Origin of the sequence: Frankia sp. CcI49, assembly GCF_001983215.1 — a bacterium.
Classification (GTDB): Bacteria; Actinomycetota; Actinomycetes; order Frankiales; family Frankiaceae; genus Parafrankia; species Parafrankia irregularis.
This window is the reverse complement of record NZ_MOWP01000006.1, coordinates 225,779-241,627: the sequence shown is the minus strand read 5'-3', so window position 1 is coordinate 241,627 and position 15,849 is coordinate 225,779. Positions and strand designations below refer to the sequence as shown.

At 72.5% G+C, this 15,849-nt stretch carries 12 protein-coding genes; 8 read left to right on the top strand and 4 right to left on the bottom strand.

Going from position 1 to position 15,849, the window contains the following annotated elements:
• Window positions 1-104 precede the first annotated feature (104 nt).
• A complete protein-coding gene (locus tag CcI49_RS05200) occupies window positions 105-1,208 on the top strand; it encodes an NAD(P)-dependent alcohol dehydrogenase (RefSeq protein ID WP_054567609.1) in 1,104 nt (367 codons plus the stop codon).
• On the top strand, window positions 1,205-2,656 hold the full coding sequence (locus CcI49_RS05195) for an aldehyde dehydrogenase (RefSeq protein ID WP_076824672.1): 1,452 nt from the start codon (window positions 1,205-1,207) through the stop codon (window positions 2,654-2,656). The genes CcI49_RS05200 and CcI49_RS05195 overlap by 4 nt, the downstream gene beginning before the upstream one ends.
• 188 nt (window positions 2,657-2,844) lie before the next feature.
• Here CcI49_RS05195 and CcI49_RS05190 read toward each other — a convergent pair whose 3' ends face one another.
• The 3 genes from CcI49_RS05190 to CcI49_RS05180 form a co-directional block, all read right to left on the bottom strand.
• A complete protein-coding gene (locus CcI49_RS05190) occupies window positions 2,845-4,014 on the bottom strand; it encodes an oxidoreductase family protein (RefSeq protein ID WP_076824670.1) in 1,170 nt (389 codons plus the stop codon).
• A 78-nt stretch (window positions 4,015-4,092) separates the two neighbouring features.
• Window positions 4,093-5,316: a cytochrome P450 gene (locus tag CcI49_RS05185; RefSeq protein ID WP_076824668.1), complete on the bottom strand. Its 1,224-nt coding sequence runs from the start codon at window positions 5,314-5,316 to the stop codon at window positions 4,093-4,095.
• Window positions 5,317-5,565: 249 nt separating this feature from the next.
• The gene (locus CcI49_RS05180) at window positions 5,566-5,985 is read right to left on the bottom strand and encodes a limonene-1,2-epoxide hydrolase family protein (RefSeq protein ID WP_054567913.1); all 420 of its coding nucleotides are present in this window, start codon (window positions 5,983-5,985) and stop codon (window positions 5,566-5,568) included.
• 438 nt (window positions 5,986-6,423) lie between these two features.
• Here CcI49_RS05180 and CcI49_RS05175 point away from each other — a divergent pair, with 438 nt between their 5' ends.
• A complete protein-coding gene (locus tag CcI49_RS05175) occupies window positions 6,424-7,182 on the top strand; it encodes an SHOCT domain-containing protein (RefSeq protein ID WP_076824665.1) in 759 nt (252 codons plus the stop codon).
• A gap of 113 nt (window positions 7,183-7,295) precedes the next feature.
• Here CcI49_RS05175 and CcI49_RS05170 read toward each other — a convergent pair whose 3' ends face one another.
• On the bottom strand, window positions 7,296-8,396 hold the full coding sequence (locus CcI49_RS05170; RefSeq protein ID WP_076824952.1) for a hypothetical protein: 1,101 nt from the start codon (window positions 8,394-8,396) through the stop codon (window positions 7,296-7,298).
• A gap of 206 nt (window positions 8,397-8,602) precedes the next feature.
• Here CcI49_RS05170 and CcI49_RS05165 point away from each other — a divergent pair, with 206 nt between their 5' ends.
• The 5 genes from CcI49_RS05165 to CcI49_RS05145 all read left to right on the top strand — a co-directional run bounded on the left by CcI49_RS05165 (window position 8,603) and on the right by CcI49_RS05145 (window position 15,840).
• On the top strand, window positions 8,603-11,155 hold the full coding sequence (locus CcI49_RS05165) for a LuxR C-terminal-related transcriptional regulator (protein ID WP_076824663.1): 2,553 nt from the start codon (window positions 8,603-8,605) through the stop codon (window positions 11,153-11,155).
• Between the two features lie 157 nt (window positions 11,156-11,312).
• Complete coding sequence (locus CcI49_RS05160) at window positions 11,313-12,599, top strand: phosphotransferase (RefSeq protein WP_076824661.1); 1,287 nt, start codon at window positions 11,313-11,315, stop codon at window positions 12,597-12,599.
• 111 nt (window positions 12,600-12,710) lie between these two features.
• Window positions 12,711-13,916, top strand: coding sequence for an acyl-CoA dehydrogenase family protein (locus CcI49_RS05155; protein ID WP_054567602.1), 1,206 nt, complete (start codon window positions 12,711-12,713; stop codon window positions 13,914-13,916).
• A 2-nt stretch (window positions 13,917-13,918) separates the two neighbouring features.
• Complete coding sequence (locus CcI49_RS05150; protein WP_076824659.1) at window positions 13,919-14,938, top strand: acyl-CoA dehydrogenase family protein; 1,020 nt, start codon at window positions 13,919-13,921, stop codon at window positions 14,936-14,938.
• Window positions 14,935-15,840 carry an enoyl-CoA hydratase-related protein gene (locus CcI49_RS05145; protein WP_198955450.1) on the top strand — a complete coding sequence of 302 codons (906 nt, stop codon included), beginning with the start codon at window positions 14,935-14,937 and terminating at the stop codon, window positions 15,838-15,840. The genes CcI49_RS05150 and CcI49_RS05145 overlap by 4 nt, the downstream gene beginning before the upstream one ends.
• Window positions 15,841-15,849 lie beyond the last annotated feature (9 nt).

The window sequence follows — 15,849 nt, the reverse complement described above, 5'->3', positions numbered from 1 at the left end:
CTCGTCGCCTCCTCGGCGCACCGGCCCTGGACGCGCTGATCTCGACAGGCCGATCGGTGAATCACTGATCTTGAACTGCTGACCTTGAAGAACGGGAGTGCCGGATGAAGGTGACCGCGGCGGTGCTGCGGCAGGCGGACGGCCCCTACGCCCTGGAGGAGGTCGAGCTCGACCCGCCGGGGCCGGGCGAGGTCCTCGTCCGGGTCGTCGGCGCGGGTATGTGCCACACGGACGTCGTGCCGCGTCAGGAGATGTCGCCGGCGCAGCCGCCGGTCATCACCGGGCACGAGGGTTCCGGCGTGGTCGAGGCGGTCGGCGACGGGGTGACCCGGGTGTCGGTCGGCGACCACGTGGTGCTGTCCTTCGACTCGTGCGGCGAGTGCGCGAGCTGTCAGCGCGGCGTGCCGCCCTACTGCGACCTGTTCCTGTTCCGTAACTTCTTCGGCCGGCGTCTCGACGGCACCACCGGTGTGCGTGACGCGGCCGGCGGCGAGATCGCCTCGCGCTGGTTCGGCCAGTCCTCGTTCGCCACGTACTGCGTCGCGGCCGAGCGCGGGGTGGTGGTCGTCGACCGTGATCTGCCACTGGAGAAGCTGGGGCCGCTCGGTTGCGGCATCCTCACCGGCGCGGGCTCCGTGCTCGTCGCCATGGACGTCCGCGCGGGTGCCAGCTTCGTGGTGTTCGGCGCCGGGGCGGTGGGGCTCGCGGCCGTGATGGCGGCGAAGGTCGCCGGCGCCGACCCGATCATCGCGGTCGACCTGCACCAGCACCGGCTGGACCTCGCTGTCGAGCTTGGCGCGACCCACACCCTGGACGGCCAGAGCGCGGATCTGGTGTCCCAGATCCAGGCGCTGACCGGCGGTGGTGCCGACTACACCTTCGACACCACCGGCAACGCGACCGTGATCGGCAACGCCGTGGGCGCGCTGCGCGCCGGCGGGCACTGCGGAATGGTGGGCATCCAGACCGAGCCGATCACCTTCGACACGATCACGCTGCTCGGCAAGCGGATCTCCAACATCCTGGAGGGCGGCGCCGATCCGCAGGTGGTGATCCCGCGGCTGATCGAGCTGTGGCGCGCCGGCCGGTTCCCGTTCGACCGGCTGATCGAGACCTTCCCGCTGGCGGAGATCAACGCCGCGGAGGAGGCGTCCCTTTCCGGCAAGGTCGTCAAGCCGGTCCTGCTCCCGTCGGAGGCCTCCGCATGACCAGCGTCATCGAACGTGACCAGCTTTTCATCGGCGGCGCCTGGCGCCAGCCCGCCGGCTCCGGGCGGATCGAGGTCCGCTCGCCGCACGACGGGCACCTCGTCGCCACCGTTCCCGAGGCGACCCGTGCCGACGCCGACGCCGCGATCGCCGCCGCGTCGGCGGCGCTGGCGGCCAGCACCTGGTCACCGAGTGCCGGCAAGGAACGCGCGGAGCTGATTAGGAAGGTCTCGGCGGGCCTGCAGGCCCGGGCCGAGGAGCTCGCCGGGATCATCACCGACGAGATGGGCTCGCCGGCGGCGTTCTCCCTGTTCGGGCAGGCCATCGGCTCCGCCATGGTCATCGAGGGCTTCGCGGACGTCGCCGAGAGCTTCCCCTTCGAGCAGGAACGCCCCGGGCTGATGGGGCGCTGCCTGATCCAGAAGGTCCCGGTCGGGGTCGCGGTGGGGATCGTGCCGTGGAACGTGCCGATCTTCCTGTCGGGCATGAAGCTGGGTGCGGCGCTCGCCGCGGGTGCCCCGATCATCCTGAAGCCGCCTCCGGAGGCACCGGCCAGCTCGTTCCTGCTGGCCGAGGTGCTGCTCGCGGCGGACGTCCCGCCGGGGCTGGTGAGCATCCTGCCCGGCGGCGCGGAGCTCGGCCGGTACCTGGTCGGGCATCCGGGTGTGGACAAGGTGTCGTTCACGGGCAGCAGCGCGGCCGGCCGGACGGTCGGCGCCACCTGCGGCGAGCTGATGAAGCGCGTCACGCTGGAGCTGGGCGGCAAGTCGGCCGGTGTCATCCTCGACGACGCGGATCTTGCGACGGTCGTCCCGCAGCTGCTCGACTCGGGGCTGCAGAACAACGGGCAGGTGTGCGCGGCGCAGAGCCGCATCCTGGTGCCGGCGTCGCGGTACGACGAGGTCATCGACGCGCTCGCCGACCACATCCGCGGTCTGACCGTCGGTGACCCGAGCGACATGGCTACCGCGATCGGCCCGCTGGTTTCGGCGCGGCAGCGTGACCGGGTCGAGGGCTATCTCGCGGACGGACGGGCCAGCAGTGCCCGGCTCGTCGTCGGCGGCGGCCGTCCGGCCGGGCTGGACGCCGGCCACTATGTCGAGCCGACCCTGTTCGCCGATGTCGACAACGCCAGCCGGATCGCCCGCGAGGAGATCTTCGGGCCGGTGGTGACGGCGATCCGCTACCACGATGACGACGAGGCGGTCGCGATCGCCAACGATTCCGACTACGGGCTGTCCGGCTCGGTCTGGACCGCCGATGTCGCCCGCGGGGTGGCGTTGGCCAGCCGGATCCGCACCGGTACCTGCGCGGTCAACTCGGTCGCGATCGTCGAGCCGCGCAGTCCCTTCGGGGGTTTCCGGCAGTCCGGGGTCGGGCGGGAGATGGGCCCCGAGGGTGTCGAGGCCTACCTGGAGACCCGCACGGTCGTGCTGCCGTTCGGATAGCTGATCCGGGCCCGGGCCGGCGGTGTTCACCGCCGGCCCGGGACGCGGGTGAACGCCGCCGGCGCGTTTGGCGAGTCGCAGGAGTGAACGATTCTGGTCGTTCCGACGACCAGAATCCCTCGTTCTTGCGGGTTGTCAGGCGAATCTGCGCCCCTTGTGCGCCTCTTGTGGGGAAGTGGCCGTGGCCGTCAGGCGGTGAGGAGGTCGAGGGTGGCCAGATCGCGGATCGCCGCGCACGCGTTCGTGATCATCGACAGGAACATCCGGTGGGAGTTCTCGGTGGGCTCGTTCGTGGCGTAGACGGCGCCGAGCACGGTGATCAGCGGTGCCTGAAGGGTCCCGAGGCGGTAGTCGTGGAAGCACGCCTCGAACGGATAGTCCGGCACCCCGATCTCCAGGAGACGGTCGTGGTAGGCGCGGACCAGTGCCTTCTCGTGCGACCGGCGAAGCTCCGGGGTGAGGGCGGTGGAGAGGAAGTAGGCGACGTCACGGCCGGGGAAGCCGATCTCAAGCGACTGCCAGTCGACCGCCATGACCTCGGTGGGCAGCCCGTCGGTGGCTTCGGAGAAGAGCAGGTTGTCGAGCCGGTAGTCCCCGTGGATCAGGCTGTGCCGGCCGCCGATGTGGCTGCCCCAGCGGCCGAACAGATCGGCCGTCCGGTGGAGGGTGTCGAGGTCGCTGGGGGAGAGGTCCGGGCCGAAGCGGTCGATGAAGGGTCCGGCGGCCGTCGCGAACAGCTCGCCGAAGAAGCCGATGGCGGCCTCGTCGCTGTGACGCAGCCAGCTGGCGGCGTCACGTAGACCCTCCTGGTCCCAGAAGGGGGCGTGCAGGCCGGCGAGGTTGCGGATCGCGGCGTGGGCCTGGGCGGGGGTGGCGCCGTGGACCTGGGAGCCGGGCCGGGACGGGTGCGCGTCCTCGAGGACGAGGGTGAAGCTGTGGCCGTCGGTGGTGATGTCGGCGCTCCAGCAGCGGGGGACCCGGATCTGCGCGCCGGTGGCGAAGCTGCGGTAGTAGCCGACCTCGCTGCGGTAGCCGGGTGCGATCTGGGCGCGTCCGGCGGGGGTGCCGGCGGCGAGTTTGAGGACCACCGACGGCGGCGCCGGGTCGGTTGCGTCTGGTGCGACGGTGAGGTGGAAGCGGTAGCTGGAGCTGAGCTGGCCGCTGCCGACGGGTTCGTGGCGCACGGCGGTGATCTCGGTGTCCGTGCCGCCGCGGCGTAACGCGGCGGTCATCCACTGCGGTGTGACGTGGTGTGGGTCGTCGACGATCCATGCGACGTCGCCCGCTCCCGCCCCGTCGCCTGTGCCCGGTAAGGGGCCGGTGCCCGCCGCCGGCGTAGCGCCTTCCGACTCGCTCATCCTGTGTGCCCTCCGGCAGCCCTGGTGGTTCCGCGGCGTGTGGGCCGCCCAGGGCTGCGACGGCCGGGCCGGATGGTGTCAGGAGATCTTGTAGCGGATCGGGAGCCGCTTGGGGCCGCCGACGAAGACGGTCTGCATGTACTCAGGGGTGCCGGCGAGCTCGACCTCGCGCAGGCGGGGGACGAGTTCGGTGTAGAGGGCTCTGGCCTCGAGGCGGGCGAGGTGGGTGCCGAGGCAGTAGTGGGCGCCGAAGCCGAAGCCGACGTGCTTGTTGGGGGTGCGGCCGACGTCGAAGGTCTGGGGGTCGGTGAAGACGTCCTCGTCGCGGTTGGCCGACGGGTAGGACAGCAGGACGGCGTCGCCGGCGGGGATCGGGACGCCGCGGATGGTGGTGTCGCGGGTGGCGGTGCGCATGAAGTGCTTGACGGGGGACGTCCAGCGGATCATCTCGTCGACCGCGGTGGGGACGAGGGCGGCGGGGTCGGCGGTGAGGCGCTGCCACTGGTCGGGGTTGTCGAGCAGGGCGTGCAGGCCGCCGGAGATCGCGGCGCTGGTGGTGTCGTGGCCGGCGGTGGCGATGAGGACGTAGTAGCCGACGACCTCGAGTTCGCCGATGGTGTCGCCGTGGACGGTGGCGTTGGCGATGACCGAGCCGAGGTCATCGGTGGGGTGCTCGCGGCGGTCGGCGATGACACCCTGGAAGTACTGGAAGAAGTCGAGGAGGGCTTCCATCGCGGCGGCGTCGCCGTCGGCGGCGCGGGCCATGTCCTGGTCCTCGGCGCCGAACAGTTCCTGGGTGAGCTTCAGCATCCGGGGGAAGTCCTCCTCCGGCAGGCCGAGCAGGGAGAGGATGACGTAGAGGGGGTAGTGCGCGGCGACGTCCTGGACGAAGTCGCATTCGCCGCCGAGGTCGGCCATGTGGTCGACGTAGCGCTTCGCGAGCTGGGCGATCCGGTCGGACAGCCGTCGCACTCCGGCGGGCTTGAACCAGTCGGCGCTGATGTGGCGGTAGATCGGGTGGTCGGGGGCGTCCATCTGGACGAGGGCGCGGATGGGTGGTGCGGGGGCGTCCGGGTCCTGCTGGACGGCGGTGCGTGGGGCGTTGTGCCACAGCTCGGAGTCGCGGGAGATCTCCATGACGTCGTCGTACCGGGTGATCGCCCAGAACGGGGCGAAGCCCTCGGTCTCGACCCGGTGGACCGGGGACTCGCGGCGCAGCACGGCGGTGGCGGCGTGGAAGCGCTGCTCGTCCGCGTAGGCGGTGGGGTCGGTGAAGACGCCGCCGGCCTCGTCAAGGTTCATGATCAGGTCCTTCTCGCTGCCGGCGGCGGGGCCGCCGTGCGGCCGGTGCCGCGGTCTCGAACACAGGAGGGAGGCACTCGGTCGGCCCCGGGGGATTCACGGTCGATCGGCAGGACCGCACCCGATGCGCCCTGAGCCCAGAAATTATCTAGAAGTATGCCCTGGTGCAACGGCTTGGCTGTCGGCGGGCGGCCCGCTTCCGGGGGAGGCTCCGTGGCGGCTGCGCGCCCGCTGCGGGGGAGAACGCGGTCAGGGCGAGTTTCGGCGCCGGGCTGCGACAGCCGCGGCGGCCTGGAAGAACAGTGCCCTCCCCGCACCGCGGGCGCTGGCGGCGAGGAACGTCGCCCAGTCGAAGTAGTCCCGCCACAGCACCACCCGGCCGTCTCGCACCTCGAACGTGCCGCAGACCCAGAACTCCGCCTCCCACGAGCCGGCACGCAGGACATCCGTGCGTTCGGTGAGCACGACCGGGCCGTCCGCGGCCAGATGGTGGATGCGCGCCTCGAACCCGGTGCCGTACCGCAGCATCCAGCGCAGCTGCTTCTCCACCGCCGCCCGCCCGCGGGCCGGCGGCAGCGGAACGTTCTGGTAGACGACGTCATCCGAGACGAGCGCCAGCGCCGCGTCGGCGTCGAGCCGCTCCAACGCCACCAGGAACGCCCGGACCACGGCCCGCGGCTCGGACGACGACGAGGTACCGGTGCCGGACTCGGCGCCTGGGTCGGGCTTCGGGCCGGGGCCGGAGGATGCCGGCGGTTCGGGTGAGGCCGGCGGTTCGGGTGAGGCCGGCGGTTCGGGAGAGATGTGGGGGTCGGACATGGCGGTCCCTTCGGACGAGCGGATCCGGTCGCCAGCCGCGGCATCCCGGCGCACGAGACGCCCGTGGCACCTTCATCATTCGCGCAGTCCCCGGCCGCCGTCCCCGGGTCGCGGGGAGAAGCCCCGGCACCCCTGGCCGCAGCCCTCGGCCCGGCCGGTATCGCCGGGGCGACCAGTAACGCCACGGCGGCCGCGACGAGGCTGGCAGACTCGGGTGGTGGCAACACGCCGGTGACGCCGCCCGGCTTTCGTCGAGACGGCGTGGCGCCGGGACGAGGGGGATTCACCATGCGCAGGTTGAACGGCCAGGGTGAGCAGGCCATCGCGGATCTCGCCCGCCGGTACGGCGTGAGCGCCGACGCGGTGCGAGCCCTGTTGGACGCGGTGCTGCTCGGCGGCGGCACCCAGGCTCAGTTCTCCCATCCGGAGCTGGGCGGCAGCGGGCAGTGGATGGCCGGTGGCATGACGATGGTCGGCGACATGTTCAACCACGGCCTGCAGGCAACGGTCAGCGGCCTCGCCACGGAGCTTTCCAGCCTGCTGAGCTCGACACACTTGTATGCGCCCGCCTCGCCGCCGGCCGCGGGCGGGCAGCCTGGCGCGGCCCACCCGGCGAACCTGAACAACTGGTGGCCCGGTGGCCTGGGCCAGCCCAGCTCGACCGGCAGCCAGAACGAATCCCGATATGCCGTCTTCCCGGCCGCGCGGCGGCTGGCCGTGCGCGGCGGCGACGGCGAGGTGCGCGTCTACGACACCCTCGACCACCGCATCGCCGGCGTCCAGCAGCAGGGCGGCCCGCGCGGGACGCTGTCCTTCTCCAGCCAGCACGGTACCTTCACGGTGGAGAGCCTGCCGCTGGTGACCCCGGTGCCGCAGCGGCCCCACCCGGTTGCGAACCCGTCCGAGCCCGCCCCGGCATCCGCCGGCGGCACCGACCCGGAGGCGATTCTGGCGGCAATCGAGAAAGTGAGCGACCTGCACCGCCGCGGCATTCTCTCGGATGACGAATTCACCGCGAAGAAGGCCGAACTGCTGGCCCGCCTTTAGCGCCATGGCCGGCAGGGCCTGCCGTCACCCCATCCATGCGCCATGGTCGGTTCTACAGGCATTGTCAGAATCCCTCGAAGCTACTGAGTATGTGCCGCTGCTCGCCGGTCGGCTCAGGCCGGGGCGCCGTCGAGCATGGTCTGGAAGCCGCCCGGCGCGTACGGCCCGATGACGAGCTGTTCGAGGACGCCCAGGCCCACCCGTTCGCCCCAGGTCGCGCGCACCACCTGCTGGACGTGTACGTGTTCGGGCGCGAGCGTGTCGAGCTCGGCGACCTTGTGGACCTCGCCGCCGACGGCGAGCTCGTCGTGCCAGCGGCCGTGCTTCCAGTGCGGGTGGAGGTAGCCGACGCCCTTCATCCGGAAGGTGCGCAGCGGTTCGAGCTCCACCGTCTCGTCCGGGCCGAGCAGGAGCGTGGCGCCGTCGGAGCGGCGCAGGCCCGGTGCCCAGCGCACCTGGTGGCGCACCCCGTGCAGCCAGCTGATGCCGGTGTCCGGCCCGAACACCGGGTCGCCGTCGCCGAGCACGGGCAGGACGGCGGTGCGCTCCAGCCACGGCCGGCCCGTCTCGTCCTCCATGACGACGTAGTGCAGGGCCCGGTCGGCGAAGTTCAGCGGGGCCCACAGGAAGAACACCTGCGGCAGGGCGGTGCGCGGCGCCGCGGGGGTCCGTTCGCCCACGCCGCGGATCCCCCACGACCGGTCCTTGGTGCCGTAGGTGCCCGGGGTGATCTCGATGCGCTCGCCGCCGGACTCCACCCACCCGCTCCAGGTGACCATCTGGGTGGCCCGGGTGGAGTCGGTGAGCAGCGTCGGCCCGTCGTACTGGGTGGCCCGGGGCTCCTCGTGCGCGGGGGTGCGGGCGGTGGCGGTGAGCTCGGCGGCGAGGCCGTGCTCCGGTGCGTCGACGATGATCCGGTTCACCCGCAGCGGTTCGACGATCTCGACCCTGATCGGGCCGATGCTGGTGCGGGTGCGGTCCAGCGGGATGCGTCCCGAGGCGAAGACCGAGCACTGCACGTCCTGGTGGACGACGCTGAACGCGCCGTCGATCGTGCCACGGTTCGGGTACAGGCCGAACGCGAGCGCGAAGTAGACGTCCTCGTCGTAGCCGTTGAACCAGAACCGGTCGTAGTGGTCGGGATGYCCACCGCCGGCGTGCGCGACCGGCAGCGCGCTCTGATGGATCGGATAGTCGTCGAACGGCGTGAGCATGGCCTTCTTTCCCTCCATCCGCTCGGCCGTCCGTCATGTCGGCGGCCCGGCAGTCCGTTGCCTGTGCCGCACCGGCGGGTGGGCGTGACCAGGATCGGGGGCCGGTCACGGGGCGGGCATCCGTAGAAGTACCGGGATGGCTACCGGGATCGTCGCAGGTGTCGGTGCGTCTTGACGTCGTGGCAGACGCCCGCCAAAGATGATCCATGGCAGTCTCCGCGCAGCTTCGGTTCCGGGGCGAGCGGCTGTCCACCGAACGCACGAGCTTCGTCGGCCGGCGTGCGGAACGCACCGAGCTGCGTGAGCTGCTCGGTGAGTTTCGCCTGGTCACGGTCACCGGAGTCGGTGGTGTGGGCAAGACCCGGCTGGCGATGCGGGTCGCCGCCGAGACGCGCCGCGCCTACCCGGACGGGGTGTGCGTCGTGGAGCTGGCGCGGCTGCGGGATCCGCGGCTGGTGGCGCACACCGTCGCCGCGGCGTTCGGCTGCCAGCCGCGCGGGAGCGCCGAACCGTCGGCCGTCGCGCTCGGGGCGTACCTGGAAGCCAGGGATGCGCTGCTCGTCCTGGACAACTGCGAGCACGTCGTCGAGGCCTGCGCGGAGCTGGTGGACCTGCTGATGACCCGCTGCCCGCGGCTGCGCATCCTCGCGACGAGCCGGGAGTCGTTACGGGTCGAGGGTGAGGCGACGTACGTGGTGGCGCCCCTGCCGGTCGGCGGCGGGAACGGAAACGGGGATGGTGCTGGGGCCGACGCGCACCTGCCCTGCGACGCGACGACGCTGTTCGTCGAACGGGCCCGTGCCGTCCGCCCGGACTTCGCGCTGACCTGGCACAACCGGGCCGCGGTCGGTGACATCTGCCGTCGCCTCGACGGCATCCCGTTGGCCATCGAGCTCGCCGCGGTCAAGACACGGGCGCTGTCACCGACGGAGATCCTGGCGCGGCTCACCACGCCGACCGCGCTGCTGCGCCACGACGGCCGGATGGTCGCCGACCGGCAGCGGACCCTGCGTGCCTGCGTCGCATGGAGCTTCGACCTGTGCACCCCGCAGGAGCGGCTGCTGTGGGCCCGGCTGTCGGTGTTCGCCGGTGACTTCGAGCTCGACGCGGCGGAGGGGGTCTGCGGTGAGGGGCTGGCCGAACCGTTCCTCGACCTGATCTTCGCGCTGGTCGACAAGTCGATCCTCACGTTCGAGCCGGGTCCGGAGCGCGGGCGGCTGCGGCTGCTGGAGATGCTGCGCCAGTACGGCCAGGAGCGGCTGGAGCACGACCTCGAATGGCGCGGCGAGTGGCAGGTGCTGCGCCGCCGCCACCACGACTGGTACGCGGGGCTCGCCGCCCGCGCGGAGGCGGAGTGGACCGGCCCGGCGCAGCGGTCCTGGGTCAGTCGGCTGCGCGCCGACCACGCGAACCTGCAGCTGGCGCTGGAGTTCTGCGCCGCCACCCCCGACCTGGCGGCGAACCTGGCGCTCGCGCACTCGCTGCACCGCTACTGGGTCGCGGACGGATGGTTCACCGAGGGGCGGTACTGGCTGGCCCGCCTGCTCGACGACGGCGGCTCGGGTACCGGCGGTGGCTCGGGCGCTTCCCGCCGTGCCGGAGGCGGCGGCGGAGGCGCCGGAGGTGTGGGTGGTGACGAGGCCGGCCGCGGGGGTGGCGACAACGTCCCCGGCCGGGTCCGTGCGCTGCACACCGCGGGCTGGCTCGCGACTCTGCAGGGTGACCGTGGCGACGCCGAACGGATGCTGGAGCATGGCAGCGAGCTGGTGGCGGCCGGTGGCGCGGGTGCCGAAGCGGCGCTCATCACCCAGCTCACCGGCCTCGACGCGGTGTACACCGACAAGCCCGACGCCGTCGCGAACCTGGAACGGGCCCTCGCCCAGTTCCGCCGGGACGGTGACCTGAACCGGCAGCAGGAGACCCTCGCGGTGCTCACGCTCGCCACCGCGCTGGGGAGCACTCCGTGGGCGGCGCAGCGCTACTACCAGGACTGGGTCGCCCTGGCGCATCTGCGCCGGGACCGCCGGCTGCGCGCGTACGCGGAATGGGCCCGCGCGCTGGCCACCTGGCGGGCCGGTGACCCGAAGGGCGCGCTGGCGATCGTGCGCGCCGCCTTCTTCGGGGAGAGCGGGCTGCCCGACCATCTGGGTCTGACCCTGTGCCTGGAGGCGCTGGCCTGGATTCGGGCGAGCCTGGAGGAGTTCGCCGGCGCGGCGGTCCTGCTCGGCGCGGCGGACCATCTCTGGGAGCGGATGGGGACGTCCACCGCCGCGCTGCCCGCGCTGTTCCGGCTCCGCCAGGAATGCGAGGCGGCGTGCCGGGAGGGCCTGGGCCCGCGGGCCTTCGACGCGGCCTGGGCACGGGGAGCCGCGCTCGCACCGGCGGAGGCCTGGGCCACCTCCTGCGCCACCGGTTCGGCGACGGCTTCCGCCGCCGAGGCGGCCACCGGACCGGTCAGCGGATCGCCGAGCGGACCGACCGCTGGGCCGGTCCCCGGATCCACCAGCAGGTCGAGTACCGGACCGCTCGCTGTGCCTGCCGGCGGGTGGCTGGGCGGTGTGCGGTTGACGCGGCGGGAGAGGCAGGTCGCCCAGCTGGTCGCGCAGGGCCTGAGCAACAGGGACATCGCCGCCACCCTGGTGATCTCCCCGCGGACGGCCGAGACGCACGTCCAGCAGATCCTGAAGAAGCTGGGGCTCACCTCGCGGGCCCAGGTGGCGGCCTGGCTCTCCGCCCAGCCGGCCGAAACCGCGGGCTGAGCGGGCGGAGGCCCTTTACAGTCCTGACGCTGTATGGCAAGAGTGTTTACGTCCGACGGGCTTGGAAGTACTCTGCGGTGCCGACGATGCGGTTCCCCCGAGGGGCGGGTGCATCCGGTCGAGCGGGCTCCCCACCCGAAACATAGAGGGATACTTTATGCAACCTTCCCATCCTGAATCGTTGTCCGGCCCTGCGTCCGGTTCCGGTTCCGCTTCTGCCGCCAGCGTCGACGCCAGCGTCGGCGCGAACGTCGGCGTCAGTGCCGACGCCGACGCCGGCACGCGCCGTGAGCCGGGTGCGGGTGCGGACGTGCCGGGCGTCGGCACCGCCGAGCAGATCGTCGACGACCCGGCCGAGATCACCCCGGAGTGGATGACCGCGGCGCTGAGCGGTGCCGGTGGTGCTAATGGCGCCGGCGGCGGCGACGTCGAGGTCCGCGCCGTGAGCTATGAGCCGATCGGCACCGGTCAGATCGGTTCCAGCTACCGTTTCCGGCTGGAGTACGCGCCCGGGCGCGACACCACGGCGGACGGCGCGCCGGCCCCGCGCACGCTCGTGGTCAAGATGGGCGCCGGTGACCCGGGCGGGCGGGACGTGGTGCGCCGCGGCTACCGCAAGGAGGTCGGGTTCTACGCCCGGCTGGCCCGGGACGCCCGCATCGACGTCCCTCGCTGCTGGCAGGCCGCGATCAGCCCGGACTCCCGTGCCTTCACTCTGGTGCTGGCCGACGCCGCCCCGGCGCGCCCGGGCAGCCAGGAGGACGGGTGCGACGAGGCGCAGGCGACCGACGCCGTCCGCGCGCTCGCCGGGCTGCACGCGTCGTTCTGGAACAGTGAGCTGCTCGCCGCCGAAAGTGACTGGCTGCCCCGCCCGCAGGACGCGGAGCTCGCGTTCCTGGCCGAGCTGCTGGTGGCGACCACGAAGGACTTCGGCGATCGGTTCGCCGGTGTGCTCGACCAGAGTGACGTCGACACGCTGCACCGGGCCGCCGCGCTGACCTACCAGTGGGAGAGCGGCTGGCGCACCCCGTTCACCCTGCTGCACGGGGACTACCGGCTGGACAACCTGATGTTCCCGGCGCAGGGCCCGGGCGTGCTGACGGTGGACTGGCAGACGATCACCATCGGGTTGCCGGCCCGCGATCTCGCGTACTTCCTGTCCACGGCGCTTCCGCCGGCGGTGCGGCGCGCGACCGAGCAGCGACTGGTGGCGGCCTATCACGCCCGTCTCGTCGAGCTCGGCGTCACGGGTTACTCGGCCGAGCAGTGCTTCACCGACTACCGCAGCGGCATGTTGCACGGCCCGCTGATCACCGTGCTGGGCTGTATGTTCGCCGCCGGAGTGCGCTCGGAGCGCTCCGACCGGATGTTCCTGTCGATGGCCCGGGGGATCTGCGCGGCGCTGCGCGACCTGGAGTCGCTGGACCTGATCGCCAGCTCATAACGCCCGCCGGGCAGCCACTCGCGGGGCCGGCCGGCCGGGTTGCGCTCCCGGCCCCGCGAGACCGGACATCGCGCCGCCAATTGGCATAATGTATCCAATGGAGGTGGTCGGATGCTGCTCCTCGACTCCGAGTCCGAGGCCCAGTTCCGCAAGGAGATCCGGGCCTGGGTCCGGCAGGCTGTTCCCCAGCTCGGCGGGCCCCCGCCCGAGCGGGACTGGCAGGCCCGCCGGCGGTACGACAGCGCCTGGCAACGAATGCTTGCCGACGCTGGTTACGCGGGAATCCACTGGCCCCGCGAGTACGGCGGCCGGGGCGCCAGCCCGGCCGAGCACCTGATCTTCCTGGAGGAGTCCGCCGCGGCCGGTGCGCCCGACCTCGGCGTCCACTTCGTCGGCCAGCTGCACGCCGGGCCCACCCTCATCGCCGAGGCGACCGACGAGCAGCGCGCCTTCCACCTGCCCCGGATCCTGTCCGGGGAGGCGGTGTGGTGCCAGGGCTTCTCCGAGCCGGGCGCCGGCAGCGACCTCGCCGGTCTGCGCACCCGGGCCGTCCGCGACGGTGACCACTACGTCGTCACCGGGCAGAAGATCTGGACGTCCTACGGCCCGGTCGCCGACTACTGCGAGCTGCTCGTGCGCACCGACCCCGACGCGCCGAAGCACCGCGGGATCACCTGGCTGATCATGCCGATGGACAGTCCGGGTGTCGACGTCCGCCCGCTGCGGACCATCCACGGCGACAGTGAGTTCGCCGAGGTCTACCTGGACGAGGTTCGCATCCCGGTGGCCAACCGGGTCGGCGCGGAGAACGACGGCTGGCGGGTCGCGATGGTCACCTTCGGCTTCGAGCGCGGCACCGCGTTTGTCCGGGAGCTGATCACCGCGCGCACCCACGTCGCCGACCTCGCCGCACTCGCCCGGGTGTTGCCGCGGGGCGCCGGCACCGCCTGGGACGACACCGGCCTGCGCCGCGACATCGGCCGGGTCGCCGCCGAGCTGGACGCGCTGTGGGCGCTCACCAAGCGCAACGTCACCCGGGGCATGGTCGGGGTCATCCCGCCGGCCGGCGGCTCCGCGTTCAAGCTGTCCTACTCGGAGACGCTGCACCACCTGAGCGCACTGATCATCCGGGTGCTGGACCGGGCCGCGCTGAGCATGGACGACCTGCCTGCTCTGCCTGGGAAGCCGGGCCTGCCCACCGGGCAGCTGGTGCACGCCCAACTGCACGCGTTCGCGATCAGCATCGGCGCCGGGACGTCGCAGATCCAGCGCAACATCCTCGCCGAGCGCGTCCTCGGCCTGCCCAAGGAGCGCTGAGCATGCACTTCGACCTGGATGAAGACCAGCGCGCCCTGCAGGACACCGTCCGCCGGCTGGCCGAGGAGGTCTTCCCGGTGGAGCGGACCCGCGGCTGGGCCGAGCCAGGTGGGTTCGACCGGGCGGCCTGGAGCGCGCTCGCCGAGCTCGGCACGTTCGCCGTGTACCAGCCGGAGGAGCGCGGCGGGCTCGCGCTGCCGGTCGTCAACGCCGTCCTCGCCTACCAGACACTCGGCGCCTGCCTGGTGCCGGGTCCGCTGGTCGCGGCGGCGCTCGCCGCCGATCTCGACAGTGACAGCGGGGCGGTCGGCAGTGGGGAGGTCGTCCCGGCGGTCGTGGTGCGTCCGGAACCGGGCGCGCCGCTGCTCGTCGAGCATCTGCGCGACGCCGACGTCGTCTACGTCCTCGACACGCACGGCATCGAACGGCTCGACCCGGCGGCACTGACCGCGACGGCGGTCACCGCACCGCTGGACCCGACGACGCCACTGTCGCTGGTGACCGACCTCCCGCGAGGCGAGGAGGTCGGCGACGCGGCGCAGGCCGCCCGGTGGTCGCTGCTGGGATCGCTGCTCAGCTCCGCGCTGCTGGTGGGCCACGCGCTGCGCGTCCTCGACCTGGCGGTCACGTACGCGCAGCAACGCGAGCAGTTCGGCCGGCCCATCGGGACCTTCCAGGCCGTGAAGCACATGCTCGCGGACTGCTTCGCCCGCGGCGAGGTGGCCCGGGCCGTGGTCGACGCCGCGGGAGTGATCGTCGACGAACCCGGTGCGCTCGACATCACCGAGCCCGGGCCCGACGGAGCGTCGGCCGTCCGCGCCGTCGCCGCGGCCCGGGTGCTGGCCGCCGAGGCGGCGCTGCTCAACTGCCGGAACGCGATCCAGGTGCACGGCGGGATGGGGTTCACCTGGGAGGTGGACCTCCACCTGCACCTCAAGCGCGCCCTGCTGCTGGAAACCTCCTACACGACGTCCGACGCCGCCGCCGAGGCGGTCGCCCAGAGCCTGCAGAGAGTGCCGTGACGACATCGATCCCCACCCCGACGGACTCCACGCCGACGGAGCCCACCCCGACCACCGACGGTGCGCCCGCGGCCGTGACCGAGGTGGCCGCGGACGGTGAGCTGACCCTGACGGTGACCGCCGACGGCATCGCCCGGGTCACCCTCAACCGGCCGGACGCCGGCAACGCCCTCACCATGGGGCAGCGCGACGCCCTGCTCACCTGGTTCGCCCGGTTCAACGCGGACCCGTCCGTGCGCGTCGTCGTCCTCGGCAGCACCGGACGTTTCTTCTGCACCGGCGCCGACCTGCGCCAGCAGCGTGGCGCCGGTCCGCGCCCCGAGGGCGTGCCCGAGAAGCTCGTCGGTGACATCCGCCGGGCGATGACCACCGGCGGCATCAACGTGGTGCACGCGATCCTCGACTGCGAGAAGCCGGTGATCGCGGCCGTGCAGGGCACCGCGGCCGGTATCGGCGCGCACCTGGTGTTCGCCTGCGACCTGGTCGTCGCCGCCGACAACGCCAAGTTCATCGAGATCTTCGCCCGCCGCGGGCTGGCCGTCGACGGCCTCGGGACCTGGCTGCTGCCGCGGCTGGTCGGCCTCGCCCGCGCCCGCGAGCTGGTCCTGCTCGCCGAGGACATCCCGGCCACCCGCGCCGCCGAGATCGGCCTGATCGCGCGGACCGTGCCCGCCGAGGAGCTGGCCGCGACCGTCGACGACCTGGCCGGCCGGCTCGCCGCCGGGCCGACCCGCGCGCACAGCGCCAACAAGTGGCTGCTCAACCGTTCGCTGGACGTCGACCGGCACACCCTGGCGCAGGAGGAGGCCTGGGTCGTGGAGGCCCTGTCCTACACCGAGGACGCCGACGAGGGCGTGCGCAGCTTCGTCGAACGCCGCCCCACCCGCTTCCGCGGCTTCTGAGCAGGGGGA